The following is a 20,657-nucleotide window of genomic DNA, read 5'->3' on the forward strand; positions in this document are numbered from 1 at the left end:
AGGCAGAATGGGCTTGTGTCGGCGGAGGAGAACAAGAAGGTCGTCGCGAGTTTCGTCGAGGTGTGCCAGAACCGGCACGATCTCTCCTACGCCGACGAAATCTTCCACCCGGATTTCGTGAATCACTACAAGCCCGCCGGGCGCGCGATCCCGGAGACCTCGGGTCGTCCGGCGGCCGGTTTCCAGCGGTTCTACGGGATGCTGCTGCGCGGGTTCCCGGACGCGACGATGCAGGTCGACGAGCAGCTCGCGGAGCGGGACATGGTCGCGACGCGCAAGACGTTCCGGGGCACGCACACCGGGGAGCTGTGGGGGCTCGCGCCGTCCGGGAATCGGGTCGAGTGGGAGTTCATCGACATCATGCGCGTCCGCGACGGAAAGATCATCGAGCACTGGACCAGCATGGACATGGAGGATCTGCGGGCCCAGATGAGCGCTGGCAGTGCGCCGGTTCAGCGTCCACACTGGAGGACGTGACGGTCAGCGAGGTATATCTGGAATCGGCCGCGGTGGCGACGACCTTCCTGACGCAGCCGATCGTGGCGGCGCGCTGGGACGCGCCGAGCGCTCTCGCGAAACTGCGGATCGGTGGCCTCACCGCGCATCTGGTCGGGCAGCTCACCCAGGTGCCGCCCGCGTTGGACGCGCCGGTGGTGGACCGCGCGTCTCGCTGGCCGAGCATTTCGCGATGTCGACCTGGACGGACGGCGATATCGAGAGCGACGTGAACACGTACATCCGCCGGGCCGCCGAGGAGGAGGCGCGGGCCGGGGCGGCGGCCCTCAACGCGGCGGCGGTGAGCGCGTTGGCGGAGTTGCGGCGGCGGCTGCCCTTCGAGTCGGCCGATCGGGTGATTCAGTTGCCGTGGGGGCCGTGGGCGTTGACGCTCGACGACTACCTGACCACCCGGCTGCTCGAGTTGGCTGTGCATTGCGACGATCTGGCGGCCAGTATCGGGGTGGCGGCGCCGCCGTTGCCGGAGGGGTGCTGGGAGGCGGCGATCGGTGAGCTTTCGCGGATGGCGGCGCGGCGGCACGGTCCTAGCGCGGTGATCCGGGCGCTCAGCCGTTCGGAGCGGGCGCCTCGGACGATCGCGGCACTCTGATCGGGGACGTCGAAGCCCGACGTGACGACACCCGGCCGGCCCGTGCGGGGCCGGCCGGGTGCCTTTCGTACGTCTCGACGGCTGTTTCGAGGCGTACGGGGGAAGGCTATTGGGGGTGGATGTTGTGGTTGGCGGCGAACAGGTTTGCCGGGTCGTAGTGGCGCTTGACCGCGGCCAGGCGCCGGTAGGTCTCCGGGGGATAGACGGCGGCCACCGCCTCCTCGGAATCGGCGGCCAGGAAGTTCGCGTAGGCGCCGTCGACGTGCGGGGAGAGCCGCTGCCACAGGGCCTCCACGCCGGGGCGGGCGGCCTCCACCACCGCCTCCGGGCCCACCAAGGTGGTCACCATCATGAGCTCGGCCCGGCGGTGGGCGTAGGCGGTGGCGTCGCCGGGGACGCGCGCGACCGCGCCGCCGACGCTGCGGATGGCGGTGAACGGGACCGTGCCCGATGCCCCGGCCTCGGCGATCGTGCGCAGGACCGCCGGCACCGACGGGGTGTCGACGAAGCCGCTGCGCGGGAGCAGCCGGATGCCGGGCGGCGGGGTCAGGCCGTCCTCGAGGACGGCCGCGTACGACTTGAGCGTGACGTCGTCGTCCAGCACGGTGCCGAGGCGGCGGATCGGGTCGAGGGCGGCTCCGGCGGCCGTCGCGTCGTCGCCGTCGAAGACCACGTGGATCTCGACCGGGGCCGTCGCGCCGCCGGCGAACGGGTTGGCGTAGCTGACCACCGACGTCACGTCCTCGGGGGCGGTGCGCATGTAGTCCGCCCAGCCCTGCAGCACCCCGGCCGCCTCGGCCGCGGGGAAAGTGATTTTGCCGTGGAAGACCTCCGTGGTGGGATGCGCGGCGAACTCGAAGGCGGTGACGATCCCGAAGTTGCCGCCGCCGCCGCGGAGGGCCCAGAACAGGTCGGGGTTCTCGCCGGCGTCGGCGCGCACCACCTCGCCGTCGGCGGTGACGACCTCGGCGCCGGCCACGCTGTCCAGCGCCAGGCCGTACTTGCGGACCTTCCAGCCGATGCCGCCGGTCAGCGTGAGACCCCCGACCCCGACGCTCTTGGTGTCGCCGGACGAGATCGCCAAGTCGTGCGGGGTCAGCGCCGCGGCGACCTGGCCCCAGGTGGCGCCGCCGCCGATCCGGACCCGTTCCTTGTCGAGCACCTCGACGTCGGCCAGCGCGCCGAGGTCGATCACGATGCCGCCGTCGTTGGTGCCGAAACCGGCAAAGCCGTGGCCGCCGCCGCGCACCGAAAGCGCAAGGCCGCTGGCGGCGGCGAACCGGACACCGGCCTGCACATCCCGTACGTCCTTGGGCCGCAGCACGTACGCCGGACTGCCGACGATCAGCACCGTACGGCGGGCGGTTTCGTACTCGGCCGAGCCGGGCTCGATGATGTCGCCACCGAACTCGCGGCGCAAAGTTTCCAAAAATGAGCTCATGACGCTCCTCCCAGGCGGTGAACACAGACACGACGCGGGGGAGGGGGTTGGTGTGAGACGGATGCTTCGATTTGTGACGGGCGCCACGTGGGTAGCGCGGCGGCCTCATCGCCAGGGCACCACATCGACGCCCCGCGAGGCCAGGCGTTTGTGACCGGAACCACGGCCGGACCCGGCCGGGCTCAGCCGCACCCTGGCCGGACTCACCCGGCCAGGCAGGCGACGGCGAAGAGCGCGGCCAGCACGCCGCACAGGTGCACGGCGTGCATCCGCTCCCGGAGGACCGACCGGTTCAGCAGGACGGTGACCGCCGGATACAGCGAGGCGAGCACGGCGGCCTGCCCGAGCGGTCCACCGTGGGCGGCGACGAGGAAAGCGATGTCGCCCGCGACGTCGAGCGCCCCGACCCCGCACATCGCGACGACCGTAGCGAGCGCCGGTGCGGGGCGGCGTCCGCTTTGCCTTTTCCGCAGGCCGAGGCCGGCCGCGAGAACCAGCGCGCCGGCGCCGCCGCAGAGGTGCGAGACGGCGATGACCCCGTACGCCTCGGTGCCGCTCGCCTGGTGCAGGAGGACGAAGTACGTGCCGAAGCCGAGCGCCGCGCCGAGGGCGGACACCATGGTCGACAGGCGGGCGGGCCGGGTGCCCCGCTCGACGGGCCAGCTCGCCAGCGTGACGCCGACCAGCGCGACAGCGACACCGAGCACCCCGACGGCACCGAAACGCTCACCGCCGATCAACCCCCAGCCGACCGGGACCAGCGCGGCGGCCGCGGCGACCGGCGCGACGATGATCAGCGAGCCGTCCCGCATGGCGCGATAGAGCAGGCCCAACGCCGGCAGGCCGAGGAACCCCGCGGCCATCGCGAGACGCAGGTCGTGCGCGGACGGCATGTCCCCGAACGCGAGGACCGGCAGCGACAGCGCCATGCCGAAGACCTTGGAGCAGACCAGCACGGTCGTCACCCGGAGCCGGCGGGCCAGCACACCCGCGGTGAAGTCGGACGCTCCCCACATCACCGCCGCGATCGCGGCCGACACCGTCATCCAGTGCACGCCGTGCGACCCGGGTCGGCGGTCATGAGCCGCGCGGGCCTGGCTGCATCAGGCGGTCGGCGAGTGTGTCCACCCGTCAACCACATCAAGATCAGGACGGCCCCGTCACGGTCACCCACCCAAAAGATGAGGCGGTGCCGACGCGTACGGGCAAAAGGAAGGGCAAGGAGACAACTCTCCCTGCCACTCTTAACGTATAGCGGACCCGGGGGCTTGCGGCAAGACCCCGGTCATGGCGCAGAATCGTCGGCCGGACCCACGACCTGCGGAAATGAGGGCTCGTAGTGATCGAGCAGTACGTGTTGGACCTGCACGACGTGGACGACGGGCAGGTCGCGGTCGTCGGCGGCAAGGGCGCGCACCTGGGGGAGCTGTGGCGGATCGGCGGCATCCGGGTGCCGGGCGGGTTCTGCGTGACGACGCGCGCCTTCGAGCGGATCATGGCGGAGGCGCCGGAGATCGACGAGCTGGTGCGCCGCATCGGGGACGACCGGGACGCGATCCGCACGCTCAGCGCGGAGATCCGCCGGATCATCGAAGGCATCACCGTGCCGGACGATGTCGCCGCGGCGATCACCGGCCCGCTCGACGAGCACGGCGCCTACGCGGTCCGATCCAGCGCGACGGCCGAGGACCTGCCGACCGCCTCGTTCGCGGGCCAGCAGGACACCTATCTCAACGTCATCGGGCCGGCCGAGGTGCTGCGGCACGTCGTCCGGTGCTGGGCCTCGCTGTTCACCGAGCGGGCCGTGACCTACCGGCAGCGTAACGGCATCGACCACCGTACGGTGAAAATGGCTGTTGTCGTTCAGCGGATGGTCGTCGCGCGGGCGGCCGGGATCCTGTTCACCGCCGAACCCGTGAGCGGCAACCGGAAGGTCGCCACCGTGGACGCCAGCTTCGGGCTCGGCGAGGTGCTCGTGTCCGGACGGGTGAACCCGGACGTCTTCACCGTGCGCGACGGCGAGATCGTGGCGAGGACGGTCGCCGCCAAGCGGCTCGCCATTCACGCCCTGCCGGAGGGCGGAACGCGGGAGGTCGCGATCGACGAGCGGCGGCCGGCGCTGACCGATTCCCAGGTGGTACGCCTCGTGGAGCTCGGACGGCGCATCGAGGCGCACTTCGGTCGCCCGCAGGACATCGAATGGTGCCTGGCCGGCGACGAGTTCGAGATCGTGCAGAGCCGGCCGATCACCACGCTGTTCCCGATCCCCGCGGCCGGGGACACCGAGAACCACGTGTACGTCTCGGTCGGCCACCAGCAGATGATGACCGATCCGATGAAGCCGCTCGGGTACTCGATGTGGCAGCTCACCGCGATGGTGGCGATGCACGAGGCGGGCGGGCGGCTGTTCGTCGACGTGACGCGGCGGCTCGGGCCACCGGCCAGTCGTGCCGCCCTTCTCGACGTGATGGGCCGGGGTGACCCGCTGATCCGGGATGCGTTGGAGACCATCCTGGATCGCGGCGATTTCATCCCATTGCTTCCCGACGTGGCGCCCGGGGGCCCGCCGCCTGCCGGAGCACCAGCCCCGCTTCCGACCGACCCGGCCGTCGTCGCCGAGCTGATCGGGCGCAGCGAGGCCTCTTTGGCGGTGCTGCGGCGCGACATCGCCACGAAGACCGGGCCGGCGCTGTTCGACTTCCTCCTCGAAGCCTTCCAGGAGCACAAACGCGTCCTCAGCGACCCGCTGAGCATCCAGGCGATCATGGCGGGCATGGAGGCCACCTGGTGGCTCAACGACCATCTGCTGGAATGGCTGAGCGAGAAGAACGCGGCCGACACGCTCACCCTGTCCGCCCCCGGCAACATCACCTCCGAGATGGGGCTCGCGCTGCTCGACGTCGCCGACGTGATCCGCCCGCATCCGGAGGTGGTGGCGTTCCTGCGCGACGGCGGCTCCCTCGACGAGCTGCCCGAGGTCGCCGGCGGGGTGGCGGCGCGCGACGCCGTCGAGGCGTATCTCGACCGGTACGGCATGCGCTGCGTCGGCGAGATCGACATCACCAGGCCGCGCTGGCGGGAGCGCCCGGGCACGCTCGTACCGCTGATCCTCGACAATGTGAAGCTCTTCGAGCCGGGGGCCGGGGCGCGGCGTTTCGAGCAGGGCCGGCGCGAGGCGGAGGACAAGGCACGCGAGGTGCTGTCGCGCCTGCGGGCCCTGCCGGACGGCGAGCGCAAGGCGGACGAGACGCGGCGGATGATCGACCGGGTCCGGACCTTCATCGGCTACCGGGAGTATCCGAAGTACGGCATCGTGAGCCGCTACTTCGTCTACAAGCAGGCCCTGCTGGCGGAGGCCCGGCGTCTGGTACGCGCCGGGGTGCTCGCCGATCCCGAAGACGTCTTCTTTCTGACGTTCCAGGAATTCCATGACCTCGTACGCACCGAGCGTGTCGACGACGGGCTCATCCGGCAGCGCAAGGAGGCGTTCAAGTCGTACCAGGCGCTCACCCCGCCGCGCGTGCTCACCTCGGACGGCGAGGCGGTCGCCGGCTCGTACCGCCGTGACGACGTGCCCGCGGGGGCGCTGGTCGGTTTGCCGGTGTCGGCGGGAACCGTGGAAGGCCGGGCACGGGTGATCGTGGACGTCGCGGAGGCCGACCTGGAGGCCGGCGACATCCTGGTCACGGCGTACACGGACCCGAGCTGGTCGCCGCTGTTCGTCGGGATCACGGGGCTGGTCACCGAGGTGGGTGGCCTGATGACGCACGGCGCGGTGATCGCCCGTGAGTACGGTTTGCCGGCCGTCGTCGGCGTCGAGGGGGCGACCCGGCTGATCCACGACGGCCAGCGGATCCGCGTGCACGGAGCCGACGGGTACGTCGAGCTGCTTTAGTGCGGTTGGGTGGTCAGCACGACTTTGCCGGTGGTGCGCCGGGCCAGCAGGTCCTCGACGGCGCGGCGGGCGTCGGCGAGCGGATAGACCGCGTCGGCCAGCGGGGTGAGCACTCCGGCGGCGACGAGCGCGAACATCTCGGTCAGTGGCTCCGCGTAGGCGCCGGGGACCGTCAGCCCGGGGCGTAACCAGAAGCCGGTCACGCTGCGGTTGTGGCGCGCCAGGTCGGCGGGGTCGACCAGGGGACGGCCCTCCCGCGACGCGGTGCCGAAGGTGACCAGACGACCGAAGTTGGCCAGCGTCTGCAGGCCCGCGCTGAACACCCGCCCGCCGATCGACTCGAGGACGACGTCCACCGGGCGGCCGTCGTTGGCGGCCAGGATCCGGTCGGTGTAGCCGTCCGCGTCGCTGGCCACCGCGACGTCCGCGCCGAGCGAACCGGCCAGGGTGCGCTTGGCCTCGGTCGACGCGGTCGCGATGACCCGCCCCGCCCCGAAGTGCTTGGCGAGCTGCACCGCGAGCGAACCGACCCCACCCGCGGCGGCGTTGACGACGACGGATTCGCCAGGGCGTACCCGGGCGCAGTTCCGCAGGATGTGCCAGGCGGTGAGGCCTTGCACGAGAAGCGCGAGCGCCTGGGCGTCGGTCACCCCGTCCGGCACCGGTACGGCATCCGCGGCCGCCACCACCGCACGCTCGGCGAATCCGCCACCGCCGAAGGTGGACGCCAGCACCCGCCGGCCGTCCGCGGTGCGCCCGACCACCTCGGTGCCCGGGATGAACGGCAGCGACGGCGTCGGCTGGTACGTGCCCGCGAGGCGACTCGTGTCGGCGAAGTTGACCCCGGCCGCGCTCACGTCGACGAGCAGGAACCCGTCACCGGCGACCGGCTCCGGCGCCTCGACCAGCGACAGCACGTCGGGCCCGCCGAATCGGGCACATTGGATGGCTCGCATGATCCACACCGTATCGCCGCGGGGATCTCACGTGGCCGGGCGGTCGCAGCTCTCGCGTTCCACCAGCGTCGGCGGGAGCAGCCGCACCGGCTCCGTGTTGCGGCCGTCCAGCAGCCTCATCGCGGTCTCCACGGCCAGGCCGCCGACGTCGTGGGCCGGGATGTCGATCGACGTCAGCGGGATCGGCATGCTCAGGGCGACGTCGCGCGGGCACACCGCCACCACCGAGATGTCCTCCGGCACGCGCCGGCCGCTCGCCCGCAACTGGTCGAGGACGGGACGCAACGCCTCCTCGTTGTGCACCACCAACGCGGTCACCCCGGGCAGTTCGGCGTCGATGTCGGCGAGGCACGCGCGTACGCCCTCGGCGCCCGGCTCGCACGGGTGCGCCATGGTCTGCAGGCCGAGCGCGGCGCCGGCCTCGGTGAAGCCGGTCAGGAAGCGGTCGGCGTAGCTGGTGCCGCGCCGGTAGACGGCCGGTGAGGGGCCGACCAGCGCGATCTTGCGATGGCCGTGCCAGGCGAGATGCTGCAGCGCCTCGGCGGCCGCCGCGGCGAAGTCGAGGTCGACGCACGCTATCCCGGCCGGGTCCGCGGGCAGGCCGATCAGCACCGACGGCTGCTTGAGTCTGCGCAGCGCGGGAATGCGCACGTCGTCGCGCTCGACGTCCATCACGATCAGCGCGTCGACCATCGTGCTGTGCGCGACGCGTTCCAGGCCCGCGGTGCCCTCGTCCTTGGTCAGCAGCAGCACGTCGTGGTTGTGGGTGCGCGAGGCGGTCACCACCGCTGTCGCGAACTGCATGATGACCGGTACGTTGACGTCCACCCGCAGCGGCACGACCAGGGCGAGCACGTTGGTCTTGCTGCTGGCCAGCGCCCGCGCCCCGGCGTGCGGATGGAAGCCGAGCTCGGCGATCGCGGCCTGCACGCGCGCCCGGGTCTGCGCCGAGATGGGCCGGCGGCCGCTGAGCACGTACGAGACGGTGCTGGGTGAGACTCCCGCGGCGCGGGCGACGTCGTTGATCGTCGGCATCGGCCCTCCCCACGTCGCTGGTTTCACGGTGCGTTCCCGATCCTACTGAAGCCCATGATCATGGTGATACGCAGCGCCTCCCTGCCGAGTGCCCAGGGTGATCGGCCGTGCTGGTGCCCGCCCACCGGCCGGGCCGGTGGGCGGGCCGCTCTCACCGAATTGAGAATGTGGACAGTCGCAGGGCCGAGCCGAACACCAGGTACACTTCGTGGCGGCCGCTTACCCGGGTGAGGGGGGCGGTGCTCGTCGCGTACCGGTAGACGTCGCCGGTCGCTGCCACGGACGCGGTGCCGATCAGCTTGCCGGTCGGGGAGTCCAGGCGGATCTGGATCGTCCCGGCGCTCAGGGCCGCGGTCCGCCCGGTGAACGACGTGGCCCCGCGCAGGTCCACGTCCCGGAACGCGATCCAGTCACCGGGCTTCGTCGCTCTGGCCACCGTGCCCGAGGACTTCGTCTCGTCCAGGAGCTTCGTACCGGCGTACCGGTCAAAGCTCTCGGCCCTGGTCTCCCGCGAGAGGTCGCGGGCCGGGATGGTCTCGCCGTGGACCTTGAGCGATGTCCGCTGCCGGATGTCGCTCGACGACGAGCCGATCAGGATGTCGTAGACCGACGACTCGATCACCCAGCGGCCGCGCGTGACGTCCCATCGGGCCAGGTCGGCGGGGCTCAGCTTGAGTGTCACCGTGCGGGTCTGACCGGCTTTCAGATGTACGCGCTGGAAGGCGCGCAACTGTTTCACCGCGGTCGTGTCCCGTGACGTGCGCTGATGTGTGTAGAGCTGGACGACCTCGTCGCCGTCGCGCCCGCCCGTGTTGGTGACCTGCAGCGTGACCTTCCCGTTGGCGACGCTGGGTACGCCGTACCGGAAGCTGGTGTAGGAAAGCCCGTACCCGAAGGGATAGAGAGGTGTCTGCTTCGAATACATGTAGGTCTGGCCGGACGAGATGATGTCGTAGTCGTCGAGGTCCGGCGGCAGTTGATCGGTGGAGCGGTACCAGGTCTGGGTGAGCCGGCCCGCCGGGTTCGCGCTGCCGTACAACACGTCGGCGATCGCGTGCCCGGTCTCCGCGCCGGCATGCGTGGTCCACACGATGCCGGGGACGTGCTGCTGTTCCCAGGTGATCGTGTCCGGATAACTGGTCTGCAGCACGACGATCGTGTGCGGGTTGGCGGCGCGGACCGCGCGGACCAGGGCTTCCTGGCCGGTGCCGAGTGCCATCGACGTACGGTCGTGGGCCTCGCGCCCGTTGATGAACGGCTGGCTGCCGACGACCACGACGGCCGTGTCCGCCTTCTTCGCCGCGGCCACCGCCTCGTCGATGCCACTGCGCACGACCTCGCGGGTGAAGTGGGCGGCCCCGGCGGCGTCCGGTGAACCGAGCGTCAACCGGCCGTCGGCACCCACCGTCACGTATTTGGTGGCGGGGAACCAGCTCTCGAGCGTGTCGTAACCGGCGTAGCGCAACGCGAACGTGTCGTCCGGCTGCGGTTCGAGCTTGAACTGCTGCTGGACGAACCAGCCACTGGGCTGATCATCGCGGGTGATGAACGGTCCGCCGTTGTAGCCGAGATACTTGCCGTTCGCGACGTTGCGCAGCGTCAGGATGTCCTGTCCCCAGTCGACCGCGTCGAACTGGGTCGCGTCGGTGGCGGTCTCGGCGGTCGCGCTGACCGCGTCCGCGTCGGTGGTGCCGGTCGCCGTCACGTAACGGCCGCTGGTGACGTCCTTGAGCGCGATCCGGTCTTCGCCGTCACTGGTGGTGACGGTCTTGGCGCGTTCCTTGATGCCGTCGACCGCCGTTACCTGGTAGGGGAGCTTCCCGGCGTACCAGTCGCTGTAGAGCGTGCCGGACAGCGGCCCGACCACCGCCACGCTGCCGCCGGACTTGAGCGGCAGCGCGTTCCGGTCGTTCTTGAGCAGGACCATCGCCTGGTTCGCGGTCTCCCGTGCGAGCTGCCGGTGCTCCGGGCTGTTGATCACCGACGGGCTGATCCTCGCGTACGGACCGCCGTCCGGGTCGAACTCTCCGAGCCGGAAACGGATGCTCAGCGCGTGACCGACGGCCTGGTCGATGTCGCTCTCCGTCAGCAGGCCCTGCGCGAGTGCCTGCTTGATCGCGGTGATCGTGGGCGTGCCGTTCGCGTCGTCCACCGTGAAGCTGTCGAGGCCCTGTTTGATGACGGCCGCGTTCGCTTCCGCCTGCGTGGCAAAGTACTTTTGCGAGCCGGTGAGGTTGTACGGGGCGTACGCGTCCGAGACGTTGAATTTCGGATATGTCCCCCAATTTCGCGTTAAGGTGGCGAGGTCGGGGTCCACCGTGGCCGGACGGCCGTTGATCAGGTTGTAGGAAGCCATCACGCCGGTCGCGGCGTCGTTCTCCAGCGGCGTCCGGAAGGCCTGGCGGTCGTACTCGTTGAGCACCCGCTGCGGCACGTTCGACGAGGTCACGTCGCGGCCGGCTTCGTTGTTGTACGCCAGGTAGTGCTTCAGCGTCGGCGCGGTCTTGAGGTGGTCGGGATCAAAGCCTTCCAACCCTTTCCCGTACGCCGTGGCGATCGCACCGGTGAGCAGCGGGTCCTCCGAGTAGCCTTCTTCGTTGCGGCCCCACCGGGGATCGCGCAGGAGGTTGACGACCGGGGCCCACAGGTTGAGCCCGAACACGCGAGGGTTCTCCGCGTTGAACCCGCGCGCCTCGGTGCCGACCGCGTCCCCGACCCGCTTGATCAGATCCGGGTTCCACGTGCTCGCCAGCCCCGGCGGCTGCGCGAACGTGGTGCCGTCCGCCTGCACGACAGACGCACCATGGTCGATGTCGTTGGACCAGGCGACGCCGTGCAGCGCCTCGGTGCCGGCCTTGAACAGCTTGATGCCGAGCCGCGGAACGGCCGGCTGGTATTGGTGCAGCATCGAGATCTTCTCGTCCAGCGTGAGCCTTCCGACGAGGTCGTCGACGCGTTGCGCGAGCGGCAGGTGTGGATCGCGGAAGGGATAGTCCGGGCCGGCGTACGCGGCGCTGGGAACGGTCGGCGCGATCAGTATCGCCGCGGCCAGAACCGCAAGGGAACGCCTTCGCATGGCGATTCTCCTCATTGAGGACAGCGAATACGGGCAAAGTGAATCACCTGCTCAGCGCCTTGGCCCAGGCTGAGCAGAGAGGTCTCTAGGCGATTCGTCGAAGCGCTTCGATTCGGCGGTATCGCCCACCATAGATGCCTCGCGAATGCCTGTCCACAGTCTCGTGACGCCCTCGTCTCCGCGGTGTCCTGCCGCCGTCCGGCGTCACCTGGCCGTCAATGGTGTGGCGCAGATCGTGGCCGGAAGTTCCCGCCGCCTCGCGTTCGGCACGCCTCACCCACGTATTGGCGAACCGCTACGTGGCGACCGGCAATGCCGGCTTTGCGGCGGGCGGCGGTCTTTTGAAGAGTCGCGCGAGTTCCGCGCGGGGCCGACGGTCGGGGATCGCTTCGTAGTGGCTCGGGGCGGGCGTTGTTGCGCGTCGCCGGGCGGGTTGTGTCGGCCGGTGCCGCTGCCGTCGTGCGAGTCCATGATGTGGGATCTGTGTCCGTTGTGCGGGATTGGCGACCCACATCATGGCAGCGCGTCCACAATGTGGGATCCGCGTCCACAATGGAGTTCCTTTTCTCCGCTTTCGCGTGCTTTGCTCGGTCGTTTTCCTCGCCTTTTTGTAGACCTTGGAGAGTTCGGGGCTCGCATGAGTCTTCTGCAGGTTTGCTCATCGCGTCTCGTCAAGTCCCCCGAAAGTGGGGTCACAATCATGGCGATCGACGCCTAAGTCGCAAATAGGGCGGCTGGGATCTACCGATCGGGCGACTTGCGAACACATGCGATGCCGCCCGAGGAGAAGACTCGCATGTGGGCGTAAGTATCCAAGGTCTCGAGAAAGTCCAGAATGTGTACCTGCTCAGCTGGTTCCGTCGGACGGGAGTCCCCGTGCGAGGCGGCGCCGCCAGGCCCGGGCAGGTCCCAGCTCCCCACAGTGGGCGCCCCACTCGGGTGTGGGGCAGAAGCGACGGCTGGGGGGCTGTGGTTGCCCACACCGTGGCCACCCTCGCCCGCGTGTGGGGAGTCGCGACGGCGGGGAGGTTGTGGTTGCCCACACCGTGGCCACCCTCGCCCGCGTGTGGGGAGTCGCGACGGCGGGGAGGTTGTGGTTGCCCACACCGTGGCCACCCTCGCCCGCGTGTGGGGAGTCGCGACGGCGGGGAGGCTGTGGTTCCCCACACCGTGGCGACCCACAGCGGGTGTGGGCACCCGTCACGGTCGGAACGTCCCAGCTCCCCACAGCGACGGCCCTCAGGTCCGCCACGCACGGCCAACGCATCGCAGGGTGAGCGGCGAGAACCAGCTGAACAGTTCCAGAATGTGGTCGGGATCGCCGCATATGGGGATGGATAGGCGAGGCGCGCGTCGACCTGGAGATGGGTGCGGCGAAGGGCCTGCGGCTGGGCGCGATGGCGCGCTTGCGATGGCGCGCTTGCGATGGCGGCGCTCGCGATGGCGGCGCTCGCGATGGCGCGCTCGCGATGGGCGCGCCAATGGTCGTCTGGGGTGACGCGGGCGCTGGGACCGCCGTGGAGGGTGGCGGTGGGGCGCCGGGGCCTGGACGGTGAGGATGAGATTGTCGAACGGGGAGCGGGCCTGGGTCGGCGCGCGTAGCGTGCGGGGTGAAAGCGTTCCCTGAGGCAGACGCCCGGCTGCGTCCGGGCGTCCTTGAGTTCGCATCGCTCGGCTGCGTCGGGCGTTGTGGGGGTTCCGGGTGCGCTGCGGGCCGTGCTCTTTTCGCGCCTGCCGGTTTTCTGCCGGTTCCGGGGCTGCGGCCATGCCGGGCTTGCGCGTCCTCTCCCCGTGGCAGTCCGGGTCGGGGAGGCGGAAAGCCCGAGCACGGTCGCCGGTCTCGCCTCCAGCGGGGATCCGGTGTCCGCGGGGGAGCGGCGCACGCGGCGTGCCCGAAATCAAGGCACGGCGGCTCGCCTCCGCGCGGGGCGCCTCACGTGGCTCAGAATGCGGACACCGGCGTGGCGTACACCATCCTCTGGCCGGGGTGCTCGGTGACGGTGAACAGGACGTCGCCGAAGGTCAGGAAGCCGGGCCAGTAGGACAGATCCTCGTTGCCGATCGCGGCCGTGCGGCGCGTCGCCGGGCCGAGGACGCCGGTCGCGGAGGCCGGGGCGGTCGTCTTGAGGAGGTCGCCGTTGTCGTTCTGGTCCGGGACGTCGGTGCCGTGGCTGCGGTTCAGGTACCAGGTGTCGCCGTGCGAGACCGCGCCCTGCACGTTGGAGACCGGCAGCCGGAACGCGTTCGTCGCATGCCAGAAGCCGTCGGCGCTCATCTGGGGCGTGCCGTCCGTGCCGTTGAGGGGCCAGGACGCTACCCGGCCGGTCAGGTCGCCGGTGGTGCCGTCGCAATATTCACCGGTGTTGAGGTGGTCGGTGCCGGTGCGGTCGACCGCGGCGTACGAGAAATGGGGTGAACCCTGTGCGGCACACGTTGCGGGGTCGGCCACCTCGCCGGCGACGCTGGTGTACGCGGCGACCTCGGGCATGACGTAGCGGTAGCCGAGTCCGTAGAAGACGCCGTCCTGCCGGCCGATCTTCGTCTTGTCGGTGATGTTGCCCTTCGCCCCGGCGGCCTGCAGGTCGAAAATGTAGCGCATGTCGAAGACCCGGAACCCGCGGCGCGTGTCGGGCACGTAGAGGTAGTTGCCGTACCACGCCAGCCCGCCCGCGTGCAGCGAACCGCCGGTGGAGTCCTGCTTGTTGCGCAGGCTCATGTAGGTGGCGTTGCCGGAGTCGTTCTGGAACGGGTAGACCAGCAGCACGTGCTGGTAGGCCCCGCTGAACGGATCGATGAAGGTGATCCGCGAGCCCTTGACCGCCTCGGAGTCGTCGTTGTACCAGCTGACGATCAGTGGCGTGGCGGCGCCCCAGGCCTGGTCGTCCTGCGCGTCCGCGACGGTCGTGATGCCCTGCGGTGTCCACTCGACGTTGCCGCCGTTGGTGCCGCTGTCGGCCGCGTCGAAGCAGAAGCTGTAGACGGCGTTGAGGTTGCGCTCCTTGCTGTCGACCGCGTTCGGGTTGCAGATCGCGCCCGGCCCGGACATCGCGGTGCCGCTGCGGCTCGCCTGCCCCACGATGTTCTGCACGCCGAGCTTCGGCAGTTGCGCGTCGAGCTCCGTCACGCGTTGCGTCAAGGCGGCGGCGTTGCTCGCCGGCCGCAGCACGAAGTCACCGAGTACAGGTGCGCTCGCGGCGGCTGCCGGCGCGACAGCCACCCCTGCCGACGCGACGATGAGGGCCGCGGTCACCGAAACCCGTCGAAACCACACGTCGAAACCTCCCCAGGTACGATATATCGAGGCACGTGAGTTTATGCCTGCTTCGATCGAAACCTGTGGATTGGCCGTCGGCGCGTCGTGGTGCTGCGGCGCGCGTCGACTGTGGCGGCTCGTGCTCGGTGGTGGGTTGGCTTGTGGCGGACCGCCAACCAGATCCCGGGAACGCTCCCACCCCTAGTCGTGGACCGTCCACGGTCGACGCGGAAATGTCGCTGTCACACCGTTGACATCTCTCTGCCGCCTCTCTAGCGTCACCTCAAAGTCCCGCGTCGAAGCGCTTCGACACCCCATCGTCGAAGCGCTTCGACGGACCCCTCCCGGAGGACGCACATGTTCCGATACCGACGAGCCGGCCTTGCGGCCGGAGCTGTTCTGCTGGCTACTTCACTCTCGCTCGCGGCCTGCGGTGGTGGTGGCGACGACGCCAACGAGGGGGCGGACGCCAAGACGCTGACCCTCTGGCACTACGAGGGGCCGACCAGCGCGATGGGCATCGCCTGGAACAAGGCCATCGACATGTTCAAGGCCAGCCACCCGGGTGTCACGGTGAAGTTCGAGGAGAAGGGCTTCGAGCAGATCCAGCAGAACGCCCAGATGATCCTCAACTCGGACAGCGCGCCGGACATCATGGAGTACAACAAGGGCAACGCCACCGCGGGGCTGTTGTCCAAGCAGGGGCTGCTGACCGACCTGACCGACCAGGCCACCAAGCGCGGCTGGGACAAGGCGCTCACCCCCAGCCTGCAGACCACCGCCAAGTACGACGACCAGGGCATCATGGGCTCGGGGAAGATCTTCGGCATCCCGAACTACGGCGAGTACGTCGAGGTCTACTACAACAAGGACCTGTTCCAGAAGTACAACCTGCAGGTGCCGACGACGTTGGACGAGTTCACCAAGGTGATGGACACGTTCGTCAAGAACAAGGTCACCCCGCTGTCGGTGGGTGGCGCCGAGTACCCGGCGCAGCAGATCTTCTACGAGCTGGCGCTGTCGAAGGCGGACCGCACGTTCGTCGACAACTACCAGCTCTACAAGAGCAAGGTGGACTTCCACGGGCCCGAGTTCACGTACGGCGCGCAGACGTTCGCGGACTGGGTCGGCAAGGGCTACATCGCCAAGAACTCCGCCGGCATCAAGGCCGAGGACATGGGCGTGGCGTTCGAGCAGGGCAAGTTCCCGATCATGATCTCCGGCTCCTGGTGGTACGGCCGGTTCGAGAACGAGATCAAGAACTTCCAGTGGGGCACGTTCCTGTTCCCGGGCAACAAATTGCACCCGGGTTCCAGTGGCAACCTGTGGGTGGTGCCGGAGAACAGCAAGGCCAAATCCCTCGCGTACGACTTCATCGACATCACCATGAAGCCGGAGATTCAGAACCTGCTCGGCAACAACGGTGGTGTCCCGGTCGCGGCCGACGCGAGCGCCATCACGGGCGCGAACAAGGACCTCATCGACAATTTCAACAAGGTGTCGGCCGAGGACGGGCTCGCGTTCTACCCGGACTGGGTGGCGCCGGGATATTACGACGTGCTGACCGGTGGCGTACAGGGTCTGATCAATGGTTCGAAGACCCCGTCGGCGTTCCTCGACGAGATCGCCAAGCCGTACAACGACAACCTGGCGGATCTCGGGAAGTGACCCGGTGCGGGTGGGGAGAAGACCCTTCCCACCCGCGTACGGGAAAAGGAGCGCAAGCATGCCCGGCAAGAAGGGCTACGGGGTTTATCTGATCCCGGGAATCATCACCTCCCTCGCGGTGATCATCGTGCCGCTCGTGATGACCGTCTACACGAGCTTCACGCGCTGGAACGGCGTCGGCGACCAGAAGTGGATCGGGTTCGACAATTACACCCGGCTGTTCCAGGACTCGAATTTCTGGGCGTCGTTCGGCCACATCCTGCTGCTGATCCTCGCGATGGCGGTGGTGCCGACGCTGCTCGGACTGGTGCTGGCGGCGGTGTTGTTCGACTACATCGGGAAGAAGTTCAGTGACCGGTGGGCGTCGGTGTTCCGGTCCGGTTTCTACATTCCGCAGGTCATTCCGGTCGCGGTGACCGGCATCGTGTGGGGCTGGATTCTGCATCCCGACTACGGCGCGCTCAACAAGGTTCTGGACGCTATCGGGTTGCACGGGCTCGCGAAGAATTGGCTCGGCGACCCGAAATACGCCCTCTACACGGTCATGGCGATCATGGTGTGGATCCAGCTCGGCTACCCGATCGTCTTGTTCATGTCGGGCCTGCAACGCATCGACCCGACCCTGTACGAGGCGGCGGATCTCGACGGCGCGACCTGGTGGCAGCGGTTCCGGAAGATCACCGTCTACATGATCCGGCCGGAGTTCTACGTCGTGCTGGTCACCACCACGATCGCGGCGCTGAAGATCTTCGGGCAGATCTTCGTGCTGACCCGCGGCGGCCCGAGCAACGCGACATTGGTGCCGTCCTATTTCGCGTACAAGAACTTCTTCCAGCAGGCCCAGGTCGGCTACGGCTCGGCGATCTCCACGATTCTGACGGTGATCATCGTGATTCTGGCCTTCGTGTTCCTGCGCCTGCAGAACCGCGCCGAACGGATCAGCCGATGACGACAACCGCGACCGCGCGCCCGCCCGCCGTCCACACCAACACCACGATCAAAGCCAAAAAGCAGCGCAATCCCGTACGCTTCGGAGTGCTGTTCGGCCTGATCGTTCTGCTGCTGCTCATGATCGCGCCGCTGCTCGTCGTGGCGGTGAACGCGGTGAAGAGCCCGTCCGACTACGCGAGTCACGGCCCGCTCGCCTGGCCCGACCATTTCTACTGGGACGGCATCGTCGATTTCTGGAAGCGCGTCGACTTCACCGAGAAACTCTGGAACAGCTTCATCACGAGTTTCGTGGTGGCGGTCCTCGGCCTGCTGCTGTCGATCCTCAACGCGTACGCGCTCGGCATCGGGCGGGTCAACGGCCGGATCTGGTTCCTGGTCTTCTTCCTGGTCGCCAACCTGTTGCCGCAGGAGGCGCTGGTCTATCCGCTGTACTACATCTCCAAACAGGTCGGTCTCTACGACAGCCTGTTCTCCGTCATCATCATCTTCACGGTCATCCAGGGCGCGTTCGGCACGTATCTGCTGACGTCCGTGTATGCCGACTTCCCGACCGAACTGCTGGACGCGGCGGCCGCGGACGGGGCCGGGAAATGGCGCTCGCTGTGGCGGGTCGTGGTCCCGGTGAGCCGGCCGACGCTGGGCGTGCTGTTCACGTTCTTCTTCATCTGGACGTGGAACGAGTTCTTCCTGCCGCTGGTCTTCCTGGTCTCCAACGACAAGCAGACCGTGCCGGTGTCGCTGGCCGTGCTGCAGGGCGACCGATTGATGGACGCCACCACGACCAGCGCTTCGGCATTGATCGGCATCCTGCCCGCGATGCTCTTCTTCGTCATCTTCCAGCGCACGCTGACCCGCGGCATCACCGCCGGCGCCATCAAGTAAGGACGCTCACGAAAATGAAGTTCACCGACGGGTATTGGCGCAAGCGCGACGGGTTCGCCGTGCTGCACCTGGCCCAGCTGCGCGACACCAGCTCCGACGGGACGTCGCTCACCGCGTACGCCACGACGAAGCGGGTTCGTGGCCGGGCCGACACCCTCGACACCCCGCTGATCACCGTACGTGTCGAGGCGCCGATGCCGGACGTGCTACGCGTGACGATCAGTCATTTCCTCGGCGGCACGCCCAAAGGCCCAAATTTCGCGATAAAAAGTGAAGAGCACCCGGTTGTCGTCGGAAGCCATGAGATCACGTCGGGGGCGCTGACCGCGCGGTTCCGGGCGCCGGCGACGCCGCAGAGCGCGGCCGGCGCCGCGAAAGCGCAGAACGGCGCCGCTAAGGCGCAGCACGCCGGCGGCGACGAGTGGGGACTCGACTTCCTCGTCGGCGGCAAGCGGATCACCGGCAGCGGCTGGAAGGGCATCGGCGTCGTCGACACCGACGACGGCGACCACTACGTGCACGAGCAACTCGACCTCGGCGTCGGCGAAACGGTCTACGGCCTCGGCGAGCGCTTCGGCCCCTTCGTCAAGAACGGCCAGAGCATCGACATCTGGAACGAGGACGGCGGCACGAGCAGCGAACAGGCGTACAAAAATGTGCCTTTCTATTTCACCAACCGGGGGTACGGCGTGCTCGTCGACCACCCCGGGAAGGTGTCGTTCGAGGTGGGCAGCGAGATGGTGTCGCGGACCCAGTTCAGCGTCGCCGGGCAGAGCCTGTCCTATCTGATCATCCACGGGCCGACGCCGGCCGACGTGCTGCGCAAATACACCGCGCTCACCGGGCGCGCCGCCCTGCCGCCGGCCTGGTCGTTCGGTCTGTGGCTCACCACGAGCTTCACCACGCCGTACGACGAGGAGACCGTCACCACGTTCGTCGACGGCATGGCCGAGCGCGACCTGCCGTTGAGCGTGTTCCATTTCGACACGTTCTGGATGCGCGAGTTCCACTGGTGCGATTTCGAGTGGGACCCGGTCGTGTTCCCGGACCCGCCGGGCATGCTCAAGCGGCTCGCCGACAAGGGGCTGCGCACGTGCCTGTGGATCAACCCGTACATCGCGCAGCGCTCGGCGATGTTCGAGGAGGGCCGGGCGAACGGCTATCTCGTGCGCAAGCCGGACGGCGACGTCTGGCAGTGGGACCGCTGGCAGGCCGGCATGGGCCTGGTCGACTTCACCAACCCGGCCGCCCGCGAGTGGTACGCGTCGAAGCTCGCGGCCCTGGTCGAGATGGGTGTCGACGCGTTCAAGTCGGACTTCGGCGAACGCGTGCCCACCGACGTGGTCTGGCACGACGGATCCGACCCGCAACGCATGCACAACTACTACACGCAGCTCTACAACCAGGTGGTCTTCGACGTGCTGCGCTCGTCGAAAGGCGAGGGCGAGGCGGTGCTGTTCGCGCGCTCGGCCACCGTCGGCGGCCAGCAGTTCCCGGTGCACTGGGGCGGCGACAACTCGGCGACCTTCGAGTCGATGGCGGAGAGCCTGCGCGGCGGCCTGTCGCTCATGTCGTCCGGGTTCGGCTTCTGGAGCCACGACATCGGCGGCTTCGAGGGCCGTCCCGACCCGGCCGTGTTCAAGCGGTGGATCGCGTTCGGGATGCTGTCGTCGCACAGCCGCTTGCACGGCAACCAGGCGTACAAGGTGCCGTGGCTGTTCGACGAGGAGTCGGTCGACGTGCTGCGGCACTTCACGCACCTCAAGTACCGGCTGATGCCGTACCTGTTCGGGGCCGCCCGCCAGGCCCGCGAGCAGGGACTGCCGGTGATGCGGCCGATGGTGCTGGGCTTCCCGGACGATCCGGCCGCCGCCCATCTGGACCGGCAGTACCTGCTCGGCGACGATCTGCTGGTCGCGCCGGTGATGAGCTACGACGGGTCGGTCACCTACTACGTGCCGGCCGGGCGGTGGACCCGGTTCGACACCTCGGAGATCGTCGAGGGGCCGGCCTGGGTGACCGAGCGGCACGGGTTCACCGGCGTGCCGTTGCTGGTCCGGCCGGGCGCGGTCATCGCGGTCGGCAACCGCACCGACCGGCCCGACTACGACTGGGCGGACGGCGTCACGCTGCGTTTGTACGATCCGGTGCAAGGCGTCACGACCGTACGCGTCGGGGACACCGTGTTCGCGGTGATCCGCGACGGTGCACGGATCCGCGTCGAGCGTGACGGCGCCGCGCTGCCGTGGCGAGTGGAGATCGCCGGCGGCCCGTCCGGCGACGTCGCGGCGGCGGACTCGGCCTTCACCGCCGGCTGAGACAAATCGGGTGTGCGGGCGGCCGGCCCGCACACCCTGAAAGCAAACGGACTGGTTGTGGTCGGGTTCACCGCAGT

General features: G+C 68.8%; 14 protein-coding genes. 8 read left to right on the plus strand and 6 right to left on the minus strand.

What is annotated here, in order from left to right; translation table 11 throughout:
- Positions 1-15: 15 nt before the first annotated feature.
- From HH310_RS34065 to HH310_RS34070, 3 genes are read left to right on the plus strand one after another with little or no spacing between them, the layout of a single operon-like run.
- Complete coding sequence (locus HH310_RS34065) at positions 16-477, plus strand: ester cyclase (protein WP_169179843.1); 462 nt, start codon at positions 16-18, stop codon at positions 475-477.
- Positions 474-728 carry a hypothetical protein gene (locus HH310_RS43340; RefSeq protein WP_211192962.1) on the plus strand — a complete coding sequence of 85 codons (255 nt, stop codon included), beginning with the start codon at positions 474-476 and terminating at the stop codon, positions 726-728. The genes HH310_RS34065 and HH310_RS43340 overlap by 4 nt, the downstream gene beginning before the upstream one ends.
- Complete coding sequence (locus tag HH310_RS34070) at positions 689-1,105, plus strand: maleylpyruvate isomerase N-terminal domain-containing protein (RefSeq protein ID WP_211192963.1); 417 nt, start codon at positions 689-691, stop codon at positions 1,103-1,105. Before HH310_RS43340 ends, HH310_RS34070 begins: the two co-directional genes overlap by 40 nt.
- Positions 1,106-1,211: 106 nt before the next feature.
- Here the strand turns inward: HH310_RS34070 and HH310_RS34075 are convergent, their stop codons facing one another.
- Together HH310_RS34075 and HH310_RS34080 are read right to left on the minus strand one after the other, a co-directional pair.
- Complete coding sequence (locus HH310_RS34075; RefSeq protein ID WP_169179844.1) at positions 1,212-2,546, minus strand: FAD-binding oxidoreductase; 1,335 nt, start codon at positions 2,544-2,546, stop codon at positions 1,212-1,214.
- A gap of 203 nt (positions 2,547-2,749) precedes the next feature.
- Positions 2,750-3,592: an EamA family transporter gene (locus tag HH310_RS34080; protein ID WP_169179845.1), complete on the minus strand. Its 843-nt coding sequence runs from the start codon at positions 3,590-3,592 to the stop codon at positions 2,750-2,752.
- 293 nt (positions 3,593-3,885) lie between these two features.
- On the opposite strand from HH310_RS34080, the gene rph reads away from it, so the two are divergent.
- Complete coding sequence (gene rph / locus HH310_RS34085; protein WP_169179846.1) at positions 3,886-6,441, plus strand: rifamycin-inactivating phosphotransferase; 2,556 nt, start codon at positions 3,886-3,888, stop codon at positions 6,439-6,441.
- Here rph and HH310_RS34090 read toward each other — a convergent pair.
- From HH310_RS34090 to HH310_RS34105, 4 genes are all read right to left on the minus strand, one after another.
- Entirely contained in the window at positions 6,438-7,397 is a 960-nt protein-coding gene (locus HH310_RS34090) for an NADPH:quinone oxidoreductase family protein (RefSeq protein ID WP_169179847.1), read from the minus strand. The two genes, rph and HH310_RS34090, sit on opposite strands and share 4 nt — an antisense overlap.
- 27 nt (positions 7,398-7,424) lie before the next feature.
- A complete protein-coding gene (locus HH310_RS34095; RefSeq protein WP_169179848.1) occupies positions 7,425-8,432 on the minus strand; it encodes a LacI family DNA-binding transcriptional regulator in 1,008 nt (335 codons plus the stop codon).
- 151 nt (positions 8,433-8,583) lie between these two features.
- On the minus strand, positions 8,584-11,508 hold the full coding sequence (locus tag HH310_RS34100; protein WP_169179849.1) for a glycoside hydrolase family 3 protein: 2,925 nt from the start codon (positions 11,506-11,508) through the stop codon (positions 8,584-8,586).
- Between the two features lie 1,942 nt (positions 11,509-13,450).
- Positions 13,451-14,779: a hypothetical protein gene (locus tag HH310_RS34105; protein WP_169179850.1), complete on the minus strand. Its 1,329-nt coding sequence runs from the start codon at positions 14,777-14,779 to the stop codon at positions 13,451-13,453.
- A gap of 339 nt (positions 14,780-15,118) precedes the next feature.
- Between HH310_RS34105 and HH310_RS34110 the strand changes: the two genes are divergently transcribed.
- Genes HH310_RS34110 through yicI form a run of 4 tightly spaced genes read left to right on the plus strand, consistent with a single transcriptional unit; the run spans position 15,119 to position 20,580 of the window.
- Complete coding sequence (locus HH310_RS34110; RefSeq protein WP_169179851.1) at positions 15,119-16,429, plus strand: ABC transporter substrate-binding protein; 1,311 nt, start codon at positions 15,119-15,121, stop codon at positions 16,427-16,429.
- Positions 16,430-16,487: 58 nt separating this feature from the next.
- Positions 16,488-17,378, plus strand: a complete 891-nt coding sequence (locus HH310_RS34115) for a carbohydrate ABC transporter permease (RefSeq protein ID WP_169179852.1) — start codon at positions 16,488-16,490, stop codon at positions 17,376-17,378.
- Positions 17,375-18,262, plus strand: a complete 888-nt coding sequence (locus tag HH310_RS34120; protein ID WP_169179853.1) for a carbohydrate ABC transporter permease — start codon at positions 17,375-17,377, stop codon at positions 18,260-18,262. The genes HH310_RS34115 and HH310_RS34120 overlap by 4 nt, the downstream gene beginning before the upstream one ends.
- A 14-nt stretch (positions 18,263-18,276) precedes the next feature.
- Positions 18,277-20,580: an alpha-xylosidase gene (gene yicI, locus HH310_RS34125; protein WP_169179854.1), complete on the plus strand. Its 2,304-nt coding sequence runs from the start codon at positions 18,277-18,279 to the stop codon at positions 20,578-20,580.
- Positions 20,581-20,657: the final 77 nt, after the last annotated feature.

Origin of the sequence: Actinoplanes sp. TBRC 11911, assembly GCF_012933445.1 — a bacterium.
GTDB lineage: Bacteria > Actinomycetota > Actinomycetes > Mycobacteriales > Micromonosporaceae > Actinoplanes.

Coding starts and splice junctions, on each gene's coding strand:
- HH310_RS34075 (WP_169179844.1), bottom strand. CDS start 2,546: ATGAGCTCATTTTTGGAAACTTTGCGCCGCGAGTTCGGTGGCGACATC.
- HH310_RS34080 (WP_169179845.1), bottom strand. CDS start 3,592: ATGACGGTGTCGGCCGCGATCGCGGCGGTGATGTGGGGAGCGTCCGAC.
- HH310_RS34070 (WP_211192963.1), top strand. CDS start 689: ATGTCGACCTGGACGGACGGCGATATCGAGAGCGACGTGAACACGTAC.
- HH310_RS34095 (WP_169179848.1), bottom strand. CDS start 8,432: ATGCCGACGATCAACGACGTCGCCCGCGCCGCGGGAGTCTCACCCAGC.
- HH310_RS34115 (WP_169179852.1), top strand. CDS start 16,488: ATGCCCGGCAAGAAGGGCTACGGGGTTTATCTGATCCCGGGAATCATC.
- HH310_RS34100 (WP_169179849.1), bottom strand. CDS start 11,508: ATGCGAAGGCGTTCCCTTGCGGTTCTGGCCGCGGCGATACTGATCGCG.
- HH310_RS34110 (WP_169179851.1), top strand. CDS start 15,119: ATGTTCCGATACCGACGAGCCGGCCTTGCGGCCGGAGCTGTTCTGCTG.
- yicI (WP_169179854.1), top strand. CDS start 18,277: ATGAAGTTCACCGACGGGTATTGGCGCAAGCGCGACGGGTTCGCCGTG.
- HH310_RS34090 (WP_169179847.1), bottom strand. CDS start 7,397: ATGCGAGCCATCCAATGTGCCCGATTCGGCGGGCCCGACGTGCTGTCG.
- HH310_RS34120 (WP_169179853.1), top strand. CDS start 17,375: ATGACGACAACCGCGACCGCGCGCCCGCCCGCCGTCCACACCAACACC.